Genomic DNA, 20121 nt, shown 5'->3' with positions numbered 1-20121 from the left:
CTATTGTTTTAAGATGCTTTTAACGCTCTCATTTAAAAGAAACGTTAAGGATTCAAATTGCCATACGCCAAAGGCGACAATTAAAACAGCCAGTGCGATAAGTGGGAGATTTTCGCTGAGTTTCATCTCTCCATGATGTTCCACTTTTCCCTCTACTTTACCAAAAGCAGCCAGAAAGAAGTGTGAAAAATCGGCGATAAAAATAATGGCTAAGGCGAGTGCAAAAATTCCCATTAAAACATACTTCCCATCGATGGCAGCAGCCTTAAAGATTAAAAATTCACTCACAAAAATAGCAAAGCCAGGCACACCCACCAGTGAACAGATAGCAATGCCAAAAAGCACGGCAGTTAAAGGAGCGATGCGTATCATACCTCCCATTTTGGTCATATCTTTGGTGCCATAAATTCTGGCGATATTGCCTGTGGAACAGAAGGCTAAAGCTTTGGTAAAGGAGTGTGCCACACAGTGAAACAAAGCTGCAAAAAGTCCAATCGCACCACCCACACCTAAACCAAACGCAATGACACCCATATGTGCTACGGAGTGATAAGCAAACATCCGTTTGACATTGTGTTGGCGAATAAGGAAAAAGGCTGAGATAAAAAGCGTAAGAGTCGCACTCACTATCATCACAGATTCTACAAAATCAAATCCAACACCATTTGCTACAATGGCATAGTAACGCACAAGCCCCAAAAGCGCACATTTTAAAAGAATACCTGAGAGCAATGCTGAGGTAGGTGCTGGTCCTTCTGCGTGAACATCGGGTAACCATGTATGGGTAGGTGCAAATCCAGCTTTTGTACCAAATCCAATGAGCGCAAGGACAAAGATGAGTTTGAGGGCTTCTTTATCTATTAAATCAGCGTGAGCAAGAAGGTTGGTGTAGAGCATAGCATCCCCTTCTACATTTCCATTGGCAGCAGAAAAGAGTAAAATGGTCGCATAAAGCGCAAACGCAAGTCCAATACTGCATAAAACGATGTATTTGTATCCGCTCTCTGTTGATTTTTTATCGTTTTTGACCGCAACAAGAAAGACGGAAGCAAGGGTAGTCGCTTCAATCGCTGCCCACATAAAAGCGATGTTATTACACAGGACACTTAAACTCATTGTCCATGTAAAAATAAAACTGAGCGCAAAGTAGTTTTTCACTTCTCTGACATTCATATGACCCTCTTCAAGTTCCCACTTCATATAAGTGGTCGCATAAACATTGACCAGAAGTCCTGTAATCGCAATGAGTGATAAAAAGATAGCGCCCATGGCATCAAGAAATAAAAAGTGTTCAAACGCAAAGAGTTCATTGCCTTTTACAACATCACTGATTGCCATCAAAAGGAAAAAAGAGACGATAAAACTTAGAACAATATGAACGCTCTGCAACACTTTAAAACGCTGTGGCATACAAAACATAATGATGCTACATACCATTGGTACGATAAGTATTAATATTAAACTATTCATGTTATCCCTTTAAATTAACCGCTTTAGAGGTATCAAGACTCTCATAGGTTGCATAAAATCGTTTGGCTAAAATACCCATAATGAGGACAGCAAAAATCGCATCGGTTAAGATACCTACTTCTACCAGTTCGTGGGCGTTGTATGCCATGAGTGCTAGGCTTAGGTGTATGCCATTTTCAAAGAGGCAGTAGGCGAGGATTTGCTTGATAAACGAGTTTCTCAAAATAAATCCAAAGATGCCCATCATAAAGATAAAAGGTGCCGCAAACAAAGGCAGGGTATCTTGAATCAGGGAGAAATGGATAAAGACTTTGTAAAACATCATCGCAACGGCGAGTGAAAAACTAAGGGCGATAACAGGTGAGATAAAAAAACCACCTACAGGTTCATCTTCGACCACCACACCTAATTTTTTAACCACTCGTAGTAAAAAGAGTGGTACAAGGATCACTTTCATGACAAAAGCAGTTCCTGCCCAAATAAGCAATTCATGCGCATCATACTTTACATGTAAGAGTAAAAAGACAAGAACTAAAAGCAGTGTTTGCAGGGCATAGGCTTGAATGCTATGACGGTATTGTCGTAAGCTAAAAACCGCAAAACTGGTTCCCATCATCAAAACGGTGAGACTATTGATTAGTGTTTCCATGGTTAAATTCCCATAATATAAAGTGCCAATGAAGTACATGAAACCGCTAGTGCGTAGAGCATAGTGCGTTTCACTCCTTTATTGATGGTAAAGCGTGGTCCAAAGTTATCGATAAAAACACCCATAATATACAAAAATCCTACTTGCGCTAGAAAGATGAGCAAGGATAAAATAGGATGATTGACAAGTCCCCACGGCATAAAAATGACGATAAAAAATCCTAAGACACTCATTTGCTTGAGTAAGATAGCCATGTCAATAATGGCAAAATCTTTACCACAAAATTCTCCCAAAACGCCCTCTTGCAACTCTTGCTCTGCTTCGGCTAAGTCGTATGGTTTACGTCCTGTCTCAACATACATCACCCATAAAAAGGCTGTCGCTGCGATGGAGAACGAGGGAATGTTATAGCCATAAACACCTGATTGAATCATATTGACAATAGAGGCTAAATTGGTACTGCCTGCGCCCATCATCACTACGATTAAACAAATGACCGCAACCTCTTCGGTATAAAAACCCATGGTTCCCTCCCTGCTGGCACTTACGCCTGAGAAAGGATTGGCGCTGTCAATACCTGCTACGATAAACGTAAAGCGAAAAAGAGCCGCCAAATAGAGTAAGATGAAAATATCGCTAAAAGGCATAAGGCTACTCGTAGCGTCTCTTCCATAGGTAATAGGAAGCACACAAAACATGGCTGCCGCACTGATAAACATCATATAAGGTGCGATACGAGAGATATAGCTTACGCTGTGTGATTGGGTTCTGCCACGTTTGAGCAATTTGTAAATATCGTAATAGGTCTGAAAAATATTCGGTCCTATACGGGATTGAAATTTGGCTCTTAGCTTTCGTGACATTCCATCAAACAAAGGAGCGACAATAATGGCTAAAAGCAGTTGCATCAATAGGTAAAAAAAGTCCATAGTCTTCTCTCCTTATAAATAGTAATACCCAAAGATGAGTATTAGACAAAGATAAATCAAAATATACCCTGCATAAAGGTTGGTTCTTCCATTTTGAAAGACACCTATCTTATCCGCCACAACCATAATAAAATCAATAACAGGCGCATAAAGCTTTTCCCAAAAAAGGTCATGTGTTTTATGGGTGTAGGTCGCTTTTGAAAAATAGCCATCTATCTTAATCTCACGTTCGTATCGCAAGAGAAAGCTGAGGGCTTTTTTAATATCACCGGTAAATGCGTTTGAGCCAATTTGCATCGTAGGGTTGTACTTAAAGCCACATGCCCAAGGCTCAGTTTGGCGTGCTACTTTGTGGTTGGCTTTTAAGAGATAGAGAAAGAAAAACGGCAAGAGGGCACATAAGAGCATCACCATGACAAGTAATGGCATAGAGATAAGTCCATGCACACTTTGTGAGGTTTGCGGTATCAGTGTGAAGACCATGCGTGAGAGCATCCCAATGACATCGTTCATAAAAAGACCCAATCCCACACATAAACTTGCCAATAATCCTAAAGGAAGGAGCCTGATAAAAGAGACCTCTTTAATCTCCTCCATTTTTTGAGGCTCACGAGGGAGTCCTAAAAAGATGGAACCATAGACTTTCGCAAATGCCATCAGTGCCATCGCTCCTGTGATAGAGAGTGCAATAATCGCTGTTGCAAAGAAGAAGCGTGAAGCGATTCCTGCATCTACACCTCCCATCACCATCGTTTTATAGATAACCCATTCACTTGCAAATCCATTCAGTGGAGGCAGTGCACACATGGCAACGACTGCCACACAGAAAATAAGCGAAGTGAGTGGCATTTTTTTATGCAAACCCCCTAGGGTGTCCATATTGCGTGTGAGTGTTGCGGTGTAGACATTACCACTGAGCATAAAAAGAAGCGATTTGAAAACGGAGTGGTTTAAAATATGAAAAAACGCCGCAATGAATCCTAAAAGTGCAAGGGTAGGGGAGTTGGCACCCAGTCCGTAAAAAGCACCACCGAGTCCTAAAAAGATAATTCCCACATTCTCACAGGAACTGTACGCAATCGAAGCTTTATAGTCATTGGAAACGAGGGCGTACATAATGCCAAAAACACAGCTTAAAGCACCCATGAAGAGTAAAATGTAGCCAAAATGAACCCATTGAGGAAGCAGCAGTGAAAACTTGATAAAGGCAAAGAGCGCTACTTTGATCATCACTCCACTCATCAACGCTGAGGCGTTGGAGGGACATTCACAGTAAGCCACAGGTAGCCAGACATGAAAAGGAAACATACCCGCCTTAGAACCAAGTCCAACTAGGAGGAGTACAAAAAGGGTGAGACTCGCTCCAAAGCCAATGTTCATCTCATTGAAATGACTAAATTCAAAACTGTCTGCAAAACTTGCCATAATTAAGAGTGCGACCATCAGACAAAACGCACCAATTTGTGCGATGCCCAAATAAATCATTATGTTTTTACTGCTCTCTTTACCATCGTTGATAAGAATAAGAAGCGCAGAGAGAAGGGTCATCACTTCCCATAACAGCATAAATGAAAAGACATTATCACTGGCAACCACAAGTAACATTGAGAGAATAAAAGCATTAAACAAGGAGGCAAAAACAGCAAGATTGGCTTTTTTCTCATAAAATTTAGCGTAATCAAAACTAAAGAGTGAAACTGCAAACGCAATCATGCTGACAAGAAAGCTAAAAAACATCCCTAACGGCTCTAACCTAAAAAGAGGCGCGCTGATAAAACTTCCAGGCAATTTCCATATCAGGGTATCGCTAAGATGGGAAAAGAAAAAAATCGCCGCATAGAGTGAAAGAATACTCGCCAAGCCAAATCCCACTTTTTGTGCCAGAAGAGGCTTCTTATAAAGCAGAAGGGAAAGTAAAGATGCGAGTAAAAAGAGTGTGTAAATGGTTTGCATTAGGACTCCTCTGTGGTGGTTTGGGGTGAAGATGGTGTCTCTTTAGGCTTTTTGAGTACAGGCTCTGGAATGTTGCTAAATGTGACATCAGGTAGAATAGCTTTTAAGAAAGGGGCTAAATCGCCTTTGACTTTTTTACCAAATTTACATTCTGCTGTGATGGGGTCTACAAAGACCAAAGCCCCCGTTGGACACACACTCACGCATGCAGGACCACTTTCAAGACCTTTACACATGTCACATTTAATGGCAATGCTTTTTAGTCCACTGATACAGCCTGCTTCTAAGTGTGTTTCGACTTCGGATTGAATGGATGGAGGAAACTCAGCATCAATGACAATCGCCCCATAAGGACAGGCAATCGTGCAGAGCTTACAGCCAATACAGATCTCCTCACAAAGCTCCACACAGGAGTTTGCGATACGAAGCGCACCTGTTGGGCATACATTGGCACAAGGAGCATCATCGCATTGGCGACATTGGTTGGGCATTTTACCGCTCTCAAGGGAGAGCACATCCAATCTTTTTTTGGAGAGTTTCCCCCGTACGTATGCATTTTTAATGCAGGCTTTTACACATGCATTACAGGCGATACACATTTGCGGATTGGTAATAACGAATTGATGAATTTTTGACATAGACTACCCTTTACGGTATGGTATGGCTCAAAAAGAATACACTTTTTATAAAGACAATGAAATCATACCCTATATTGGTAGCGTGAAAATAGCAAGTTATTAAAATGAGAAATTAATTTCTAAAGTTAAAAGAAATGTTGTAGTGGAATGGGAGGTTCTAAGGCTTTTTACCGAGAGCAAAAAGACCTTAGAGTGTTTTACATGTAAAGAATTAAGCGGTTTTAAAAACTGAAAGTGCGTTGCTAAGATTGGAAGAGAGTTTAGAGAGATGCTCAGCCGCTGCTGCTATTTCTTCAACACTGCGTGCATTGGTAGAGGTGAGTTTGTGGATGGTGTCTACACGTTCTAACATGGCGTTAGCTTCATGGCTTCCTTTTTTGGCTTCTTGTGCCGCTCCTTGAGCAATCATCGCTGTTTCACTCATATTGTGGACAGTTTGAAGCATAAGTCCTTGTGTTTTCTCCGCTCTACTGCCTAAGGCTTGAATGTGTTGGGCATTTTTCTTCATTAAATCGGATGAGGTATTGACCGATTGGGTGATAACAGCAACGGTAGAATTGCTCTCTACCAGACTTTTTTGGGTGCGCTCAGCCAACTTTCGTACTTCATCTGCAACGACGGCAAAGCCTCTTCCATGCTCACCCGCACGGGCAGCTTCAATGGCGGCATTGAGGGCAAGAAGGTTGGTTTGCTCGGCAATATCTGAGATGACAGAGAGGACTTGTTGCACTTGCGCAACCTCTTTATCGAGTTGTTCTAGTCGTGCGGAGAGGTCGGTTTCATTGACAACAACGGTTTGAAGCTCAGAAGAGACGGCTAAAACCTCTTTGGAGGCAACATCAAGTTCTTCGGAGACACTTTGCATAATGTTTCCCGCATTTTGAGCGTTCTCTTCACTGACATGTAAAATCGTCGCAACGTTGCGTGTGGTATGCAGCGTGTGTTCGACCTCTTTGTCACTCTCTTCGGTACGTCTACCAATCTCAAGTGAGGTAGAGGAGAGTTCTTCTGCTACGGCAGCATTTTCCATGGCGGTACGTTTGGCATCATCAATGGCATGGCGCAGTTGTGAGAGAAGGGTATTAACCGTTTGCATCATGATTGATATCTCATCTTCGCCGTTGGTCTGAATGGTATGGGTTAAGTCTTTTGTTTCACCGATGTATTGACACTCTTTGGTGGCATTGGCTAATGATTTTTTGATGTTTGAAGCGACAAACCAAAAGGAGATATTGGTGATAAGAATCACAAAGAGAGCAACAACGATACCTAAAATACGAGCTTTTGATAAAGAGGCTTTCTCTTCTGCTTCAATCGCTTTGGAGAGTTCATCTCCTTTTTTAGAGATAATAATAAATCCATCGCGTCCTTTGTTGGTCAGTTCGGTAAATCTTTTGCCATCAGCTGTGGCTAAAAAATCTTTAGATTCGGTCTCTTTTTTGTATTTGGTTAGGAGGTCAAAACGAGGAAGTGTGGACTCTGCAAAGGCATCCACCCCTGTTTTGATTTCATTAAAGAGTTCAATATCTCTTTTAGAGGTTAGTAAGGGTTGGAGTTCTAAAAGGTGTTTGGCAAGGGTACGTTCTGCTTCGATGGATTTTTCCATGAACATAGGTACAAAGGTGATTTGATAGCCACGAGAGTGCATCAAAAGTTCTGCGGTGTCTCGGGTGATTTTTTCAATAATTTGAACTTTGTGTACAGCAATCTCAGCACGGGTGGTGTTGGAAATAAGCAGATAGCTTAAGCCTCCAATTCCCATTAAAATAATTAGAAAAAGTACAATAAGCTTGGATTGGATGGTTTTTAACATAAAATCTCCCTTAATTTTTAATTTTATATTTAAACATTTTCATCCGCCATTCTAACATAATAGAAAAAGATTTCTCGTGAGATTTAATGTGAGATTTGGCGCTTGTGTGGTGTAATCATCTTGTAACCAATTTTTTTTACAATGACACTGTTACAAAATCTTAAATGGAGTGTATCATGACAATAAAAATGAGCGCTATTGCGCTTTTAAGCGTTGCTGCGTTAAGTGTTGGTGCGAATGCAAGAGATCAGATTAAAATTGTTGGATCTTCTACGGTGTATCCTTTTACAAGCTATGTGGCAGAAGAGTTTAAAGCGACAACTGGCAACCCAACTCCTGTTGTTGAATCAACTGGAACAGGTGGGGGAATGAAGATTTTTTGTTCAGGTAATGGACTTGATACTCCTGATTTTACCAATGCATCACGTCCTATGAAAGCTTCTGAATTTAAAATCTGTGCTGAAAATGGCGTTACGGATATTACAGGGATGATGGTTGGTTTTGATGGTATTGCTGTTGCACAATCTAAAACTAATGGTGCTATCTCTTTAACCAAAGAGCATCTTTTCTTAGCCCTTGCAGAAGAAGTTCCAAGCAAAGATGGCAAAAGTTTGATTAAAAACCCATATAAAACATGGAATGAAATCGACGCAAAACTTCCAAATCGCAAAATTACCGTTTATGGACCACCTGCTACTTCAGGTACGAGAGACTCTTTTGATGAGATGGTCATGGAAGCTGCTTCTAAAAAGCTTGATGCATACGGTGATAAAAAAGGTAAATACAAAGCGATTCGTCAAGATGGCGTATTTGTTCCAGCAGGTGAAAACGACAACTTAATCGTTCAAAAGCTCACTAAAGACACAAGTGCATTTGGTATCTTTGGATACAGCTTCCTAGAAGAGAACGGCGATAAAATTAACGGCGCAGATGTCGATGGTGTCGCTCCGACTTCAGAGAATATCTCCAGTGGCAAATACCCGATTTCAAGAAGCCTTTATATCTATGCTAAAAACTCTCATAGAGGGCAAGTTAAAGGGATGGATGAGTTCTTAAAACTCTATGTTGATGCGAAGATGATTGGTCAAAAAGGTGTGTTAAAAACCATTGGTTTAGTTCCTATGACAGAAGATGAACTTAAAAAAGTTCAAGCGGCTGTTTTAGCAAAAACTAAACTTACTGAAGCAATGGTTAACAAACATACAATCCTTCCATAATCTTTACATGTAAAGCAACAAGGGGGCATTTTGCCCCTTTTTTTTTGAGACTTTTTTTAAAGGAATCTGGTGAGTACACAAACACTCTATCTTATCTTTTTTGGTGGGCTTTTCCCATTGATGTTTTTAGGATATATTTTAGGCAGACAAAAGGCGATTGCGATGCGCTCGCAAGGTATTAAAATGCATTCTCAACCTGACCAGTATGGTTGGTTTAGTGCGCTTTACACGGGGCTTCCTATCATCATGGTTGGAGTTTGTGGAGTATTTTTATACCTTTTTGGCTTTCATGCCATTCCTTTTCCTATGCTCATTGCAGCGTCTTTGGGTGTGGGTGCGCTGAGTTTAGTTTTCTTAATCAAAAATGTCAAAGCAACAACAAAAGCCAGAGATTTGGTGGAAGATTTGATTAAAGGGTTGCTGATTACGGCTTCGTTAGTTTCCGTCTTGACGACCTTTGGTATTTTGCTCTCCATTATTTTTGAAGCCTTGCAATTTTTTAAGATGCAGAGCTTTTTTAACTTCTTGTTTGGTTTAGAATGGGCGCCAGATACGGCGTTTTTAGAGGGAGCTGGAAGGGCAGACGCAGGTGCTGCGGAGGCAAAATTTGGCGCTGTGCCTATTTTTGCTGGAACCTTTTACATTACTGTGATTGCGATGATGGTGGCGATTCCTATTGGGTTAATGTCGGCTATTTTTATGTCAGAGTATGCCAGCTCAAAAGTTAGAGCGCAGGTGAAACCTTTTTTAGAGATTTTAGCGGGAATTCCTACCGTTGTGTACGGCTTTTTTGCGGCACTGACGGTTGCGCCTTTTGTCGTGAAAGTGTGTAATTTGGTTGGACTTGAAGCGCAGTATCAAAATGCCCTCTCAAGTGGTATTGTAATGGGAATTATGATTATTCCTTTTATCTCTTCTCTCTCGGATGATGTGATTAGCTCGGTACCTCAAAGTATGCGCAATGGTGCGTATGCGCTAGGAATGAATCAAGCAGAGACGATTCGTTTTGTCGTGCTTCCTTCTGCGATGCCTGGCATTATTGCTTCGATGTTACTTGCTGTTTCACGAGCACTCGGAGAGACGATGATTGTGGTTATGGCAGCAGGTCTTCGCCCAAATCTTACTCTTAATCCTTTGGAAGATATGACTACCGTGACGGTAAAAATTGTGGAAGCACTCACAGGCGATCAAGAGTTTAACAACCCACTGACGCTCTCTGCCTTTGCTTTAGGTTTGGTGCTTTTTGTGGTGACGCTGGTGATTAATATTATTTCGGTGAGTACCATCCGTAGTTTTCATAGAAAATACAAAGTTTCAACACTCTAAAGGGACGTCATGCCAAACGATAAAAACTATTTTTATATTCCTCAGATTAAAAAGCGTAACCAAAAAGCAGCGCTTTTTAAAAGCTTAACGATTTTAGCGATTGTCTTTTCTATCTCTTTTTTAGTCTTCTTTTTGACAGATATCGTACGTGCTGGGTATCCAGCTTTTACGCAGACGTATATTCAGATGGAAGTGGAGATTAATGAAGAAGTGGCTCAAAATCCTTATGGGGCGCTCAAGGGTAAAAACCTTAAAATTGCTAGTCGTGCGTGGCTTAGGGATTTGCCAAATCTCATTAAAGAAAATCCTTCATGGATGAATACGACGCAAATACTATGGGTACTGGCAAATTCAGAGGTTGACCAGTACGTGAAGGGTAAAGAGTCAAGAACAAAAGAGAGCGAACGTGCTTATGTGGATGAACTACGTGCTGAGGGAAAAGTAGAGCGAAAGTTTAACACCATTTTTATGACCACAGGGGATTCGAAGATTCCTGAAAACTCAGGGATTTACGCTTCGATTGTGGGAACGGTTCTAACGGTCATTGTCACGATGGCGATTGCGTTTCCTATTGGCGTGATGACGGCGATTTATCTTGAAGAGTTTGCTCCTGATAACCGTTTTACACAGATTATTGAGGTGAATATTAACAACCTAGCGGCGATTCCTTCGATTTTATTTGGACTTTTAGGTTTGGCGATTTTTATTAACTTTTTTGGGGTGCCTAGAAGTTCTCCATTGGTCGGTGGTATGACTTTGGCGTTGATGTGTTTGCCTGTGATTATTGTGAGTTCCAAAGCGGCTCTTAAGTCTGTTCCTAGCTCTATTCGTCAAGCAGGCTTTGGACTTGGACTGACCAAATGGCAAATTGTGCGTGACCATGTGCTACCTCTTGCGATGCCTGGCATTATGACAGGCTCAATTATCTCCATTGCCCATGCTTTGGGTGAAACCGCACCGTTGATTATTGTGGGCATGATAGCGTTTGTTCCTGATGCCGCAACCAGCATCACCGATGCCTCCACCGTGCTTCCTGCACAGATTTTTACATGGGCTGGAATGCCTGAGAAAGCCTATTTGGAGCGAACGGCGGCTGGTATTATTGTGCTTTTAGTGGTTCTTTTATCGCTCAATGCGGTAGCGGTTTATTTACGAAGAAAATTTGAAAGGAAATGGTAATGACAATGGAAAATGGATTTATTCAGCATGCCCTTCATGCACAAGAGCAAGATAGTACGCAAGAGAGTATTAAGGTGCAAGTGAAAAATCTCAATCTTTTTTATGGCGAAAAACAAGCGCTCAATTCTATTAATATGGATATTTATACCAAAAAAATCACGGCTTTGATTGGACCGAGTGGGTGTGGAAAATCGACCTTTTTACGCTGTATCAACCGTATGAACGACTTAGTGCAGAGTTGTCGGGTTGAGGGGTATATTGGGGTGGATGGACATGATATTTACGATAAAGAGATTGATGTGGTTGCGGTTCGAAAACGTGTAGGCATGGTTTTTCAACAACCCAATCCTTTTCCAAAAAGCATTTATGAAAATATCGCTTATGCACCCATTATGCATGATATTGTCAAAAAAGGCAAAGAGTGTGATGAGTTGGTGGAGCGGGCTTTAAGAGGGGCTAACCTTTGGGATGAAGTCAAAGACAAGCTTAAAGATCCAGGAACGGCACTCTCAGGCGGACAACAACAGCGTTTGTGTATCGCTCGTGCCATTGCGGTTGAGCCTGATGTCATTTTGATGGATGAGCCAACCAGCGCACTTGATCCCATCTCTACGGAGAAAATTGAGAACTTGATGTTGGACTTGAAGAAAAACTATACCATCATTATCGTGACACACAATATGCAACAAGCCGCGCGTATTGCGGATTATACAGCGTTTTTTCACATGGGTAATCTCATCGAATACTCTGATGCAAAAACACTCTTTGTTAATCCAAAAGAGAAGAAGACGGAAGATTATATTACGGGTCGATTTGGATAATGACATCTTTACATGTAAAAGAGGATAAGAATCTTTTGATTATGGTACGTCAAGGCTTTTTGTCACTCTTTTTAATCGTCCTTTTTGCCACGTTCTCTTCCTTGAAGGCGCAAACGGCTTTGGACGTTGGGGCTAGGGATGTGGAACTTGGCATCGCTAAGGTGCGTTTGAACTTAAAAGAGTATGTTTTAGGACACGATGAAAGTTATGCATTGACGCTTGATAAGGAAATTACTCAGCTCTCTTTAGTGCTGAACACTTTGGGTGAGGAACGTGACATAGAGGCTTTACATGCGATTGAAGCCTTAAAAAAAGACCTTAAACATTACGAAGAACTCTCTAAAGAAGTGATGGATTTGGAGCGTCAAAATAACGGTATCGAAGGTGCTATCTTTGCCAAATACACAGCCTTACTTGAAGAAATTCCCCATAAAGTTCTCTTTCAATCCTTTAACGACAATGACCCCATGAGTGGCAATAGCGCAGCCTCTTTGCTCGATAATATTTTAAAATATAAAATTTCTGTCGCTTCGTATGCCCTTCACAATGACTCTTTTTCGCTGATTCGTGCACGAGAACTCAAAGGTGAAGTCGATAAACATGCCAGTAAAATCGAAGTAGTTGTGGACAATAAAGAGAGTTTAAAACGCATTAAGCAGTTTAAAGAAGCCTTTGTTTTGTATGCAGAAGGATTTGAGACGGTGGCGAAAAATAGTGAAGCTCAAAAGAAGGCATTGGCAGTCTGTTTTGATGAGATTGTGCCTCGTATGATGCATAACGCCGCAGAACTCAGTCAACTGACACAAACCCATCTGGATAAAACCACTCGTAACAGTGGAATTTCGTACTTACTTTTGAGCCTTTTTGTAGGACTAAGCTTTTTCATTGGCTTTGGTATCGCTTTTTTTCTGCGTAAAAAATAGGCTTGGTTTTTACATGTAAGAGCACCATCCTTTGATGGTGCTCTTGTAAAAATTAAGATTAGGCGGTTTTAAAGTGTGAGAGCGTGGTATTAAGATTGCCTGATAAACGGGCTAGATGTTCTGCGGCTGAGGCAATTTCTTCTACACTTCTTGCATTGGAGCTTGAGAGGCTGTTGATCGTTTCAATCTTTTTAATGATGACATTTTGAATACGCTCAACATTTTGTTTGGATTTGATGGAGACTCTCTCTGTGGCATTGACGCTTTCGCTTAGAAGGGAGACGGCATCGCTGGTTTGTGTGTTGACGTTGTTTGAAAACGTACTGAGCGTTTCGATACGGTGGGCATTTTGGTTCATTTCACCGCTAATGTCGCCGATGGATTGAACGATAACATTAATCGTTGCATTGGTTTCAACGAGGCTTTTTTGGGTGCGCTCTGCTAGTTTTCGTACTTCATCCGCTACAACAGCAAATCCTCTTCCGTGTTCACCGGCTCGTGCAGCTTCGATGGCGGCATTGAGGGCGAGAAGGTTGGTTTGATCGGCAATGTCACCGATGACATCAAGGACACTTTTAACTTGTTCTGCGTCGTTTGAGAGGTGGTTGAGTTTATCATTGATTTGTGCTTCTATACGAACGGTTTCATCCAAATGCATCAATGTTTCTTGAAGAATGGATTGCGCTTTGAGTAAGCTATTTTGCGCTGAGGTTGTCACCTCTTTAACGGTTTGCACATCGTTGTTGGTTTGGATAATTTCATGAGCAATACCTTGCGCTTCATGCGATGTCTCTTGAACAATACTTGCCTCTTCTTCTGCACGTTTTCCGATTTGTAAGCTGGTGCTTGAAAGTTCTTCCGCAACAGAGGCATTTTCGTGAGCGTTATTTTTGGCTTCTATCATCGCATTTTTAATATCTTCTAAAAGAAGATTTTGCATCTGGGCAATGTCATTCATCTCGTCTTTACTTCCTGTTTCTATCTTTACATGTAAAGCTTTTTCGTGACGAATGGTTTGGATACCCGCTTTTGTTTTTGCGATGGAGGAGTTGATGGAGCGAATAATAAGACCACAGAGTCCAAGTGCAAACAAAGAGGCCAGTACCAAAATAACTTCACCCCAAAATTTGTTGGTATCTAATCGTTCAAAGTTTTTTTCTCTCACCCCTTCTTCTAAGCTCTGAGCATCTTTTAGCATTGTATCAAACAACAGCGCAGACTCTTTGGTTAAACGCATTAATGTCTCATAATCTGCTTTGTGTTCTTGCGCAAAAAGAGGGTCACTGACTTTGATGCCATATTTTTTGAGTAGAGTGGTGCGAGGGCTGTTTAATGCATACCACTGTTGCACATCTGTAGAAAGCTTAGAAAGTGTTTCTTGATTGCTTTGAGAGTTAAGAATGGGTTTTAAAGCCTCTAACGCATCGAGCGTTGTTTTGTAGTGTCTATCAAATCCTTCTAATCTTTGGGGATTAGCCAGAAGTTGAAACCCTCGTAGCTCCATCATACAGCTCGTCAAATGTGTTTCAGCTTTTCCGATGAGTGAGAGCCTTATGGCTGCCATTTTTCCGTCATTGTTTGCTTTGATGATTTGATACCCCAAAATCCCAAAACAGACGATAAGAACCGTAATCAGTAGTAAAAGTTTACTTTTAATGGTTGCGAGCATAGAATTCTCCTCTAGTAGATGTATCGTTTAAAATACCTTACTTTACAATAAAATATAAAAATATTAGCTTTAGTAGTTTTTAAAGAGATAAATTTTTTTAAGTGGCATTTAAAAGGGATGAAATAGCCTTTTAAAAAGATAAAAAAAGCGTAGAGATGTTTAAAACGGAACTAAAAATGCTTATACCCCTTACATGTAAAAGGGGTTTGGATGCGAAGCATTGGAAGTTATGTGAATATAAAGTCTGAAAATTTTTATTTTAACGGGTGTTCAAGTTGTGAGGGGGCGTGTTGCAATGGCGCCAAAGGTTTTGTGGCATCACCACTGATTTTAGAGGATTTTGCGCAGGTTTATACCCATTTTCCCATTTTATTTGGCATTGACAATGAACGCTTGATGGCGTATGTGCTTTTAAACGATGGAAAGGGGCATTGTAGGTATTATGAAAATAATCAATGCAGTATTTATGAGCATCGCACCCCTGCGTGTAAGCTTTACCCCATCACTCCTTATTTTGAGCATATTTTGGTGGATACGGATTGTCCTGCTATTAGCACACACACAGGCAAAAGTGTGTGTTACAACGGGGTTTTACAGAGCGATTTTTACACGAAGCGTTTGGAAAATTTTGCGCAAAAACGAGAAGAGAGTCTTGCGTTTTACGGGGAGCTCTACAAACCTGAACATTTTCAATTTGTGGGGGATGTCTCAGGCTTGAAGCTTTTTATCTACGGCAAACAAAGTGACTCACCGTACATTGAAATGCATTTAGAATCTCTCAAATACTTCTGGGATTATTTTGGTATTAAACCGATTAGAGAAATTCGAGCGGTTTCGTAAATTAGGTATATTTTTGCAAAAGAGCGTTTAGAGCATCCGCAAACGCTCTTTTTTCTTTCTCGCCAATGGCACTAGGTCCTCCAGTGATTTCGCCACCATCACGAAGCTCCTGCATCAGGTTTCGCATGGCAAGTAAGCCTTTGATATTTTCCATCGTGTAAATCGTCCCACGTGGGTCTAGCCCAATCGCTCCTTTGGCAACAATTCTATCGGCTAGGGGAATATCTGCGGTAATGACAATGTCTTTTTCTTTACATGTAAAAGCGATTAAGTGGTCGGCTTCATCCACGCCTTGTGGGGCAATTTCCATGGAAATAAACGCAACATCAGGGATAGTAATCTTTTTATTGGCGATAAAACGTGTGCAAATGCCTCGCTTTAAGACAAAGCGAAGCAGAATCTCTTTGAGCACATTAGGAAAAGCATCGGCATCGACAAAGATGGTCATCGCTTTTTTTCTCTTCTTTTTTCAACGTATTCACGAGGTGCATGCTCTCTTCGTTTTGGTTGCCCCTGAGGTTTAGCGCCTCTTCCTTGTTGGATGGGTTCTGCTTTAATCGTTGGGTCTGGCTCAAAGCCTTCCACGACTTCACGCTCTAGTGTTTTTTTAATTAGTTTTTCAATGCCCTTTAAGTAGTCAAATTCATCCACGCAGACTAAGGAAATCGCTTCACCCTCATTTCCAGCCCGTCCTGTTCGTCCAATGCGGTGCACGTAATCTTCGGCAATGTTAGGCAACTCTAGGTTAATGACATGCGGCAGTTGGTCAATGTCCAGTCCCCGTGCGGCAATGTCCGTGGCAACCAACACTTTAATGCTACCACTTTTAAAATCAGCCAAGGCTTTCGTACGAGCGCTTTGGCTTTTGTTCCCATGAATCGCTGATGCGCTAATGCCTATTTTACTGAGATATTCAGAGACTTTATTGGCATGGTGTTTGGTGCGGGTAAAGACGAGAACTTGCTTCCATTTGTGCTCCGAAATGAGTTTGCCCAAAAGAGCCGTTTTACGTTTACAATCAACGATAATCACACGCTGATTGACCAGTTCACTTGAGGTGTTACGGCGAGCGACTTCTACCACCGCAGGATTTTTTAAGATAGAAGCACAGAGTGTTTTTATCTCATCGGAATAGGTGGCGGAGAAGAGAAGATTTTGACGTTTGGAAGGAAGCAGGGCAATGACTTTGCGAATGTCTTTGATAAATCCCATATCCAGCATTCTATCGGCTTCATCGAGTACAAAGGTATCAATCTCTTTGAGATTAATCGTTCCTTGTGAGACGTGGTCGAGCAAACGCCCAGGGGTTGCCACTAAAATATCAATGCCATTTTTCAGCGTTTGAATTTGAGGATGTATGCCCACCCCTCCAAAAATAACCGCACTTTTAAAGGGTAAATATTTGCCATAGGTTCTCACACTCTCTCCCACTTGTGCGGCGAGTTCTCGTGTAGGGGTTAAGATAAGCACACGAAGAGAAGGTTTGGCTTTGTTGCGTGGTTTTTTTAAGAGGAGTTCTAAAAGAGGAAGTGTAAAACCAGCGGTTTTGCCTGTACCCGTTTGTGCGCCCGCTAGCATGTCACGTCCTTCTAAAATAAAAGGAATGGCTTTTTCTTGTACAGGCGTAGGATGGGTATAGCCTTCTTCTTGAACGGCTTTTAAAATAGAGGCATTAAGGTTTAAATCTGAAAATAACATAAAATAAGGGTTTCCTTTAAGGGTAGTGTGTCACAGAAAAAGTACAAAAGTGTTTTACATGTAAAAACAGTTTGAGTTAAAACTGGAGGGTAAAAATAAGGCTTAGCTCTAGGCTAAGCCTTAAAAACTAGAGTAACATACCTCGAATCATAAAGTAGAAAATGGCAGAAAGCAAAGCCGAAGCAGGAACGGTAATAAGCCATGCTGCTAAAATCATCTTTAAAGCGGAGCGTTTAACCAGTTCATGTTTACGCACCGCTTTAATCGCTTTTTTCTCAATTTTACTGAGTTCCAAATCCCCTTCGTAGATATTTTTAATGATAGCTTTTTCCTCATTAATTTTACTCATCAAGGTTTTAACCAAAATAGGGTCAACCTTTTTGAGTTTTCCAAGAGATTCTAGGGAGTGTTTGTACTCTTCTAGTCTTGACATCTCTTCATCGAGTTTTCGCTGTTTAAAATCCTCTTCGGTCTCTTTAACACGGTTACGCATCAGGTATTCACGCAAGAAGCCTACGCCAAAGACCGCACCGACTGCAATATGGGTGGAACTAACAGGCAGACCCATTTGTGACGCAATGATAACCGTAAGTGCTGCTGACATCGCAACACAAAAGGCACGAATCTGGTCAAGCTCGGTAATTTCACTGCCCACGGTTTTAATCAGTTTAGGGCCATACAAACCAAGTCCTACGACAATACCAACCGCACCTAGAAGCATCACCCAAAGAGGGATACCCGCTTTAGCGGAGATACCGCCTGTGGTCAGAGCATCGTAAATACCCGCCAAGGGTCCAACGGCATTGGCAACATCATTGGCTCCGTGTGCAAAGCTCAGAAGAGCGGCTGAGAAGATTAGTGGAATGTTGAAAAATTTATTGACTGAGTCACGGGTACAGTCGGTTGTATCTGTTTTATTGATAGATGCTTTAACCGCAAAGTAGGTGATGAGCGCTAGAACAAAACTAATCGCCGAAGCCGTCATAAAATCGACTTTAATCAGTTGTTTTGCCCCTTTTAAGATAATGTACGTACCAAAAGACCACGTCATAATAGCAATCATCCATGGAACAACTTTTTTAGCGGCAGCTTGCATGTCGTCTTGATAAATAACACTTTGCTTAATAAAATACAAACAACCCGCCGCAACAAGACCGCCTAAAAAGGGTGAAAGTACCCAGCTAAAGACAATCTCAGCCATTGTATCCCAACTGACCACATCAAAACCTGCAGCGGCAATACCCGCTCCTGCAACACCGCCCACGATAGCATGAGTGGTGGAAACAGGTGCGCCAAAAGCGGTGGCAAGGTTGAGCCAAATAGCACCTGCGAGCAAGGCTGCCATCATCAGCCAAATGAAGGTATTGGTGTCTTGAATCATGTTCGGGTCAATAATGCCGTTTTTAATCGTACCCACAACATCGCCACCCGCAATTAAAGAACCCGCTGCCTCAAAAATAGCGGCAATAATAATGGCACCAAAAATGTTCAGTGCTTGAGAGCCCACCGCAGGACCGACATTGTTGGCGACATCGTTTGCCCCGATGTTAATCGCCATATAACCACCAAAAATGGCTGCAACAATTAAGATATTTTTATTGGGGAGTTCATTTGAGAGGGTTGACACATACCAAATCACAAGGAGGATAAACACTATCGCTCCAACCAGTTTCATGAGGTCTTGTATTCCAAAGCCCTCAGCATTTTTAACGTCTTTGATGGATTGCAGCTCCATACAGTTCCTTTGATGTAATAATCATGTAATCTTTTTATTGTAGGGAGAAAATGTAGTATAAGTTCACTTTAAATCTACTAAATGAGATGTTTTAGCTCTTGTTTTAGTTGAAGTAAAAGTGTGTTCTGTTGCAAGGCGATGTAATGCCTTAGTTTAGATTTCATAAAAACATTGGGTTGTAAAGAGAGCACAATGGACTCATTGACGATGTTAAAAATAGTCACTTTGGCGCTAATAGGTGTTAAAAATCCTTTGGTAGTTGGCAACTGAAAGGCAATCTCAAAAGCGTGTTCACTCCATCCTTTTTGAACTATTTTCTCAATGTCATTTATCTTTACATGTAAGACCAGTGAACTCTCTGAGAGATTGCTGATGATTCCATCGCAACACTTGATTTTTTGATGAGAAAGTGTGGCATGAATGGTTTTAGTCGGTGCAATACGAATATCCAAACGATCTAAAGCGGAGTGCTCTAGGAGTTCAATATGGTTTAAGACGAGCAAAGATTTGATAGGGTCAACTTTGATGATTTTTGCTTTGAGGATATGCGGAATTTTATCGTGTTGTAAAAATGTAAAGGATTCATTGATATAAAAAGAAATTTTAGGCGACGCCACTTTGAGCTGTATCACGCCTTCTTCAAATTTTGCCACCACGGCTTCTTCTTGAATGGGAATACCGTTGTAAAGATTGTTCAGGGTGATTTTATTCTCTCTTTTAAAGATGGCACCTAAGAGAAGATTTGGGTTGATGGTTTCGTACAAATCAAAATCAGCCGTGCCAAAAAAGATTTTTTTGCGTCTGCTTAGTTTTGAAAGCACGTAGTATTTTTCCAGACGCTCAAAAAGGGTTTTGTAGCTCTCTTGTGGGTCAAAAAGGGTGAGTCCTATACTTTTAATTTCTCGTTTAAACTCTATTTTTATGATATGTTCAAGGTTTTTAAGGCGTTTTTTTGCATCGTGGAGCTTGACATTGCGGAAAAGAATGAGAAAAGTGTCGTTACCATGATGGATAATGGGAAGAAATTCCAGATGCGTTTGCATGAAAAAAATAAGATTTTTAAAGAAAAAACCATCTTCCAAATCGACCTCAAAACCAAATTTTGCGATACAAAACGGGAGTTGCTTCTCTTTGGCATCCGCAAGATAGGCTTCGATAGTGCCTTTGTTTAGATAAGTGTTAATGGCTTCATAACGACTATTTTGCATGGTATGACTCTTTAAAAAAAAATGGTTGACGTTTAAGGCTTAGTCTAGGGACT

At 41.1% G+C, this 20121-nt stretch carries 17 protein-coding genes and 1 pseudogene; 7 read left to right on the top strand and 11 right to left on the bottom strand.

Annotation, left to right across the window (positions count from 1 at the left end; all coding sequences use genetic code 11):
- The 6 genes from SDEL_RS09440 to SDEL_RS09415 form a co-directional block, all read right to left on the bottom strand.
- Entirely contained in the window at positions 1-1470 is a 1470-nt protein-coding gene (locus tag SDEL_RS09440; protein ID WP_012857628.1) for a hydrogenase 4 subunit F, read from the bottom strand.
- Between the two features lies 1 nt (position 1471).
- Positions 1472-2119 (bottom strand): hydrogenase 4 membrane subunit, encoded by a 648-nt coding sequence (hyfE, locus tag SDEL_RS09435; protein WP_012857627.1) that lies wholly within the window; start codon positions 2117-2119, stop codon positions 1472-1474.
- 2 nt (positions 2120-2121) lie between these two features.
- The gene (locus SDEL_RS09430; RefSeq protein WP_012857626.1) at positions 2122-3048 is read right to left on the bottom strand and encodes a respiratory chain complex I subunit 1 family protein; all 927 of its coding nucleotides are present in this window, start codon (positions 3046-3048) and stop codon (positions 2122-2124) included.
- 12 nt (positions 3049-3060) lie between these two features.
- Complete coding sequence (locus tag SDEL_RS09425) at positions 3061-5001, bottom strand: proton-conducting transporter transmembrane domain-containing protein (RefSeq protein ID WP_012857625.1); 1941 nt, start codon at positions 4999-5001, stop codon at positions 3061-3063.
- Positions 5001-5639: a 4Fe-4S dicluster domain-containing protein gene (locus SDEL_RS09420; protein ID WP_012857624.1), complete on the bottom strand. Its 639-nt coding sequence runs from the start codon at positions 5637-5639 to the stop codon at positions 5001-5003. Before SDEL_RS09420 ends, SDEL_RS09425 begins: the two co-directional genes overlap by 1 nt.
- Before the next feature lie 211 nt (positions 5640-5850).
- Positions 5851-7452 carry a methyl-accepting chemotaxis protein gene (locus SDEL_RS09415; protein ID WP_012857623.1) on the bottom strand — a complete coding sequence of 534 codons (1602 nt, stop codon included), beginning with the start codon at positions 7450-7452 and terminating at the stop codon, positions 5851-5853.
- A 188-nt stretch (positions 7453-7640) separates the two neighbouring features.
- Here SDEL_RS09415 and SDEL_RS09410 point away from each other — a divergent pair, with 188 nt between their 5' ends.
- The 6 genes and pseudogenes from SDEL_RS09410 (at position 7641) to SDEL_RS09390 (ending at position 12918) form a co-directional block, all read left to right on the top strand.
- Positions 7641-8669, top strand: coding sequence for a PstS family phosphate ABC transporter substrate-binding protein (locus SDEL_RS09410; protein WP_425352958.1), 1029 nt, complete (start codon positions 7641-7643; stop codon positions 8667-8669).
- Between the two features lie 120 nt (positions 8670-8789).
- Positions 8790-8909: pseudogene (locus SDEL_RS12395) on the top strand (phosphate ABC transporter permease family protein); the annotation flags it as partial.
- 117 nt (positions 8910-9026) lie between these two features.
- Entirely contained in the window at positions 9027-9995 is a 969-nt protein-coding gene (gene pstC / locus SDEL_RS09405) for a phosphate ABC transporter permease subunit PstC (RefSeq protein ID WP_223295866.1), read from the top strand.
- A 9-nt stretch (positions 9996-10004) separates the two neighbouring features.
- Positions 10005-11174, top strand: a complete 1170-nt coding sequence (gene pstA, locus SDEL_RS09400; protein WP_012857620.1) for a phosphate ABC transporter permease PstA — start codon at positions 10005-10007, stop codon at positions 11172-11174.
- A 68-nt stretch (positions 11175-11242) separates the two neighbouring features.
- On the top strand, positions 11243-11995 hold the full coding sequence (pstB, locus tag SDEL_RS09395; RefSeq protein WP_425352957.1) for a phosphate ABC transporter ATP-binding protein PstB: 753 nt from the start codon (positions 11243-11245) through the stop codon (positions 11993-11995).
- Positions 11995-12918, top strand: coding sequence for a hypothetical protein (locus SDEL_RS09390; protein WP_012857618.1), 924 nt, complete (start codon positions 11995-11997; stop codon positions 12916-12918). Before pstB ends, SDEL_RS09390 begins: the two co-directional genes overlap by 1 nt.
- A gap of 58 nt (positions 12919-12976) precedes the next feature.
- Here the strand turns inward: SDEL_RS09390 and SDEL_RS09385 are convergent, their stop codons facing one another.
- Complete coding sequence (locus SDEL_RS09385) at positions 12977-14587, bottom strand: methyl-accepting chemotaxis protein (protein ID WP_012857617.1); 1611 nt, start codon at positions 14585-14587, stop codon at positions 12977-12979.
- Between the two features lie 210 nt (positions 14588-14797).
- On the opposite strand from SDEL_RS09385, the gene SDEL_RS09380 reads away from it, so the two are divergent.
- Positions 14798-15427, top strand: coding sequence for a YkgJ family cysteine cluster protein (locus tag SDEL_RS09380; RefSeq protein ID WP_012857616.1), 630 nt, complete (start codon positions 14798-14800; stop codon positions 15425-15427).
- A gap of 1 nt (position 15428) precedes the next feature.
- Here the strand turns inward: SDEL_RS09380 and SDEL_RS09375 are convergent, their stop codons facing one another.
- The 4 genes from SDEL_RS09375 to SDEL_RS09360 all read right to left on the bottom strand — a co-directional run bounded on the left by SDEL_RS09375 (position 15429) and on the right by SDEL_RS09360 (position 20068).
- Positions 15429-15875 carry a YaiI/YqxD family protein gene (locus SDEL_RS09375; protein WP_012857615.1) on the bottom strand — a complete coding sequence of 149 codons (447 nt, stop codon included), beginning with the start codon at positions 15873-15875 and terminating at the stop codon, positions 15429-15431.
- The gene (locus SDEL_RS09370; RefSeq protein WP_012857614.1) at positions 15872-17125 is read right to left on the bottom strand and encodes a DEAD/DEAH box helicase; all 1254 of its coding nucleotides are present in this window, start codon (positions 17123-17125) and stop codon (positions 15872-15874) included. The genes SDEL_RS09375 and SDEL_RS09370 overlap by 4 nt, the downstream gene beginning before the upstream one ends.
- 127 nt (positions 17126-17252) lie before the next feature.
- Entirely contained in the window at positions 17253-18860 is a 1608-nt protein-coding gene (locus tag SDEL_RS09365) for an inorganic phosphate transporter (protein ID WP_012857613.1), read from the bottom strand.
- Between the two features lie 77 nt (positions 18861-18937).
- Positions 18938-20068 (bottom strand): hypothetical protein, encoded by a 1131-nt coding sequence (locus tag SDEL_RS09360; protein ID WP_012857612.1) that lies wholly within the window; start codon positions 20066-20068, stop codon positions 18938-18940.
- Positions 20069-20121: the final 53 nt, after the last annotated feature.

This window comes from Sulfurospirillum deleyianum DSM 6946, from assembly GCF_000024885.1.
Taxonomy (GTDB): Bacteria; Campylobacterota; Campylobacteria; order Campylobacterales; family Sulfurospirillaceae; genus Sulfurospirillum; species Sulfurospirillum deleyianum.
This window is presented reverse-complemented; position numbering and strand designations above follow the sequence as displayed.

Coding starts and splice junctions, on each gene's coding strand:
- SDEL_RS09440 (WP_012857628.1), bottom strand. CDS start 1,470: ATGAATAGTTTAATATTAATACTTATCGTACCAATGGTATGTAGCATC.
- hyfE (WP_012857627.1), bottom strand. CDS start 2,119: ATGGAAACACTAATCAATAGTCTCACCGTTTTGATGATGGGAACCAGT.
- SDEL_RS09430 (WP_012857626.1), bottom strand. CDS start 3,048: ATGGACTTTTTTTACCTATTGATGCAACTGCTTTTAGCCATTATTGTC.
- SDEL_RS09425 (WP_012857625.1), bottom strand. CDS start 5,001: ATGCAAACCATTTACACACTCTTTTTACTCGCATCTTTACTTTCCCTT.
- SDEL_RS09420 (WP_012857624.1), bottom strand. CDS start 5,639: ATGTCAAAAATTCATCAATTCGTTATTACCAATCCGCAAATGTGTATC.
- SDEL_RS09415 (WP_012857623.1), bottom strand. CDS start 7,452: ATGTTAAAAACCATCCAATCCAAGCTTATTGTACTTTTTCTAATTATT.
- SDEL_RS09410 (WP_425352958.1), top strand. CDS start 7,641: ATGAGCGCTATTGCGCTTTTAAGCGTTGCTGCGTTAAGTGTTGGTGCG.
- pstA (WP_012857620.1), top strand. CDS start 10,005: ATGCCAAACGATAAAAACTATTTTTATATTCCTCAGATTAAAAAGCGT.
- SDEL_RS09390 (WP_012857618.1), top strand. CDS start 11,995: ATGACATCTTTACATGTAAAAGAGGATAAGAATCTTTTGATTATGGTA.
- SDEL_RS09385 (WP_012857617.1), bottom strand. CDS start 14,587: ATGCTCGCAACCATTAAAAGTAAACTTTTACTACTGATTACGGTTCTT.
- SDEL_RS09380 (WP_012857616.1), top strand. CDS start 14,798: ATGCGAAGCATTGGAAGTTATGTGAATATAAAGTCTGAAAATTTTTAT.
- SDEL_RS09375 (WP_012857615.1), bottom strand. CDS start 15,875: ATGACCATCTTTGTCGATGCCGATGCTTTTCCTAATGTGCTCAAAGAG.
- SDEL_RS09370 (WP_012857614.1), bottom strand. CDS start 17,125: ATGTTATTTTCAGATTTAAACCTTAATGCCTCTATTTTAAAAGCCGTT.
- SDEL_RS09365 (WP_012857613.1), bottom strand. CDS start 18,860: ATGGAGCTGCAATCCATCAAAGACGTTAAAAATGCTGAGGGCTTTGGA.
- SDEL_RS09360 (WP_012857612.1), bottom strand. CDS start 20,068: ATGCAAAATAGTCGTTATGAAGCCATTAACACTTATCTAAACAAAGGC.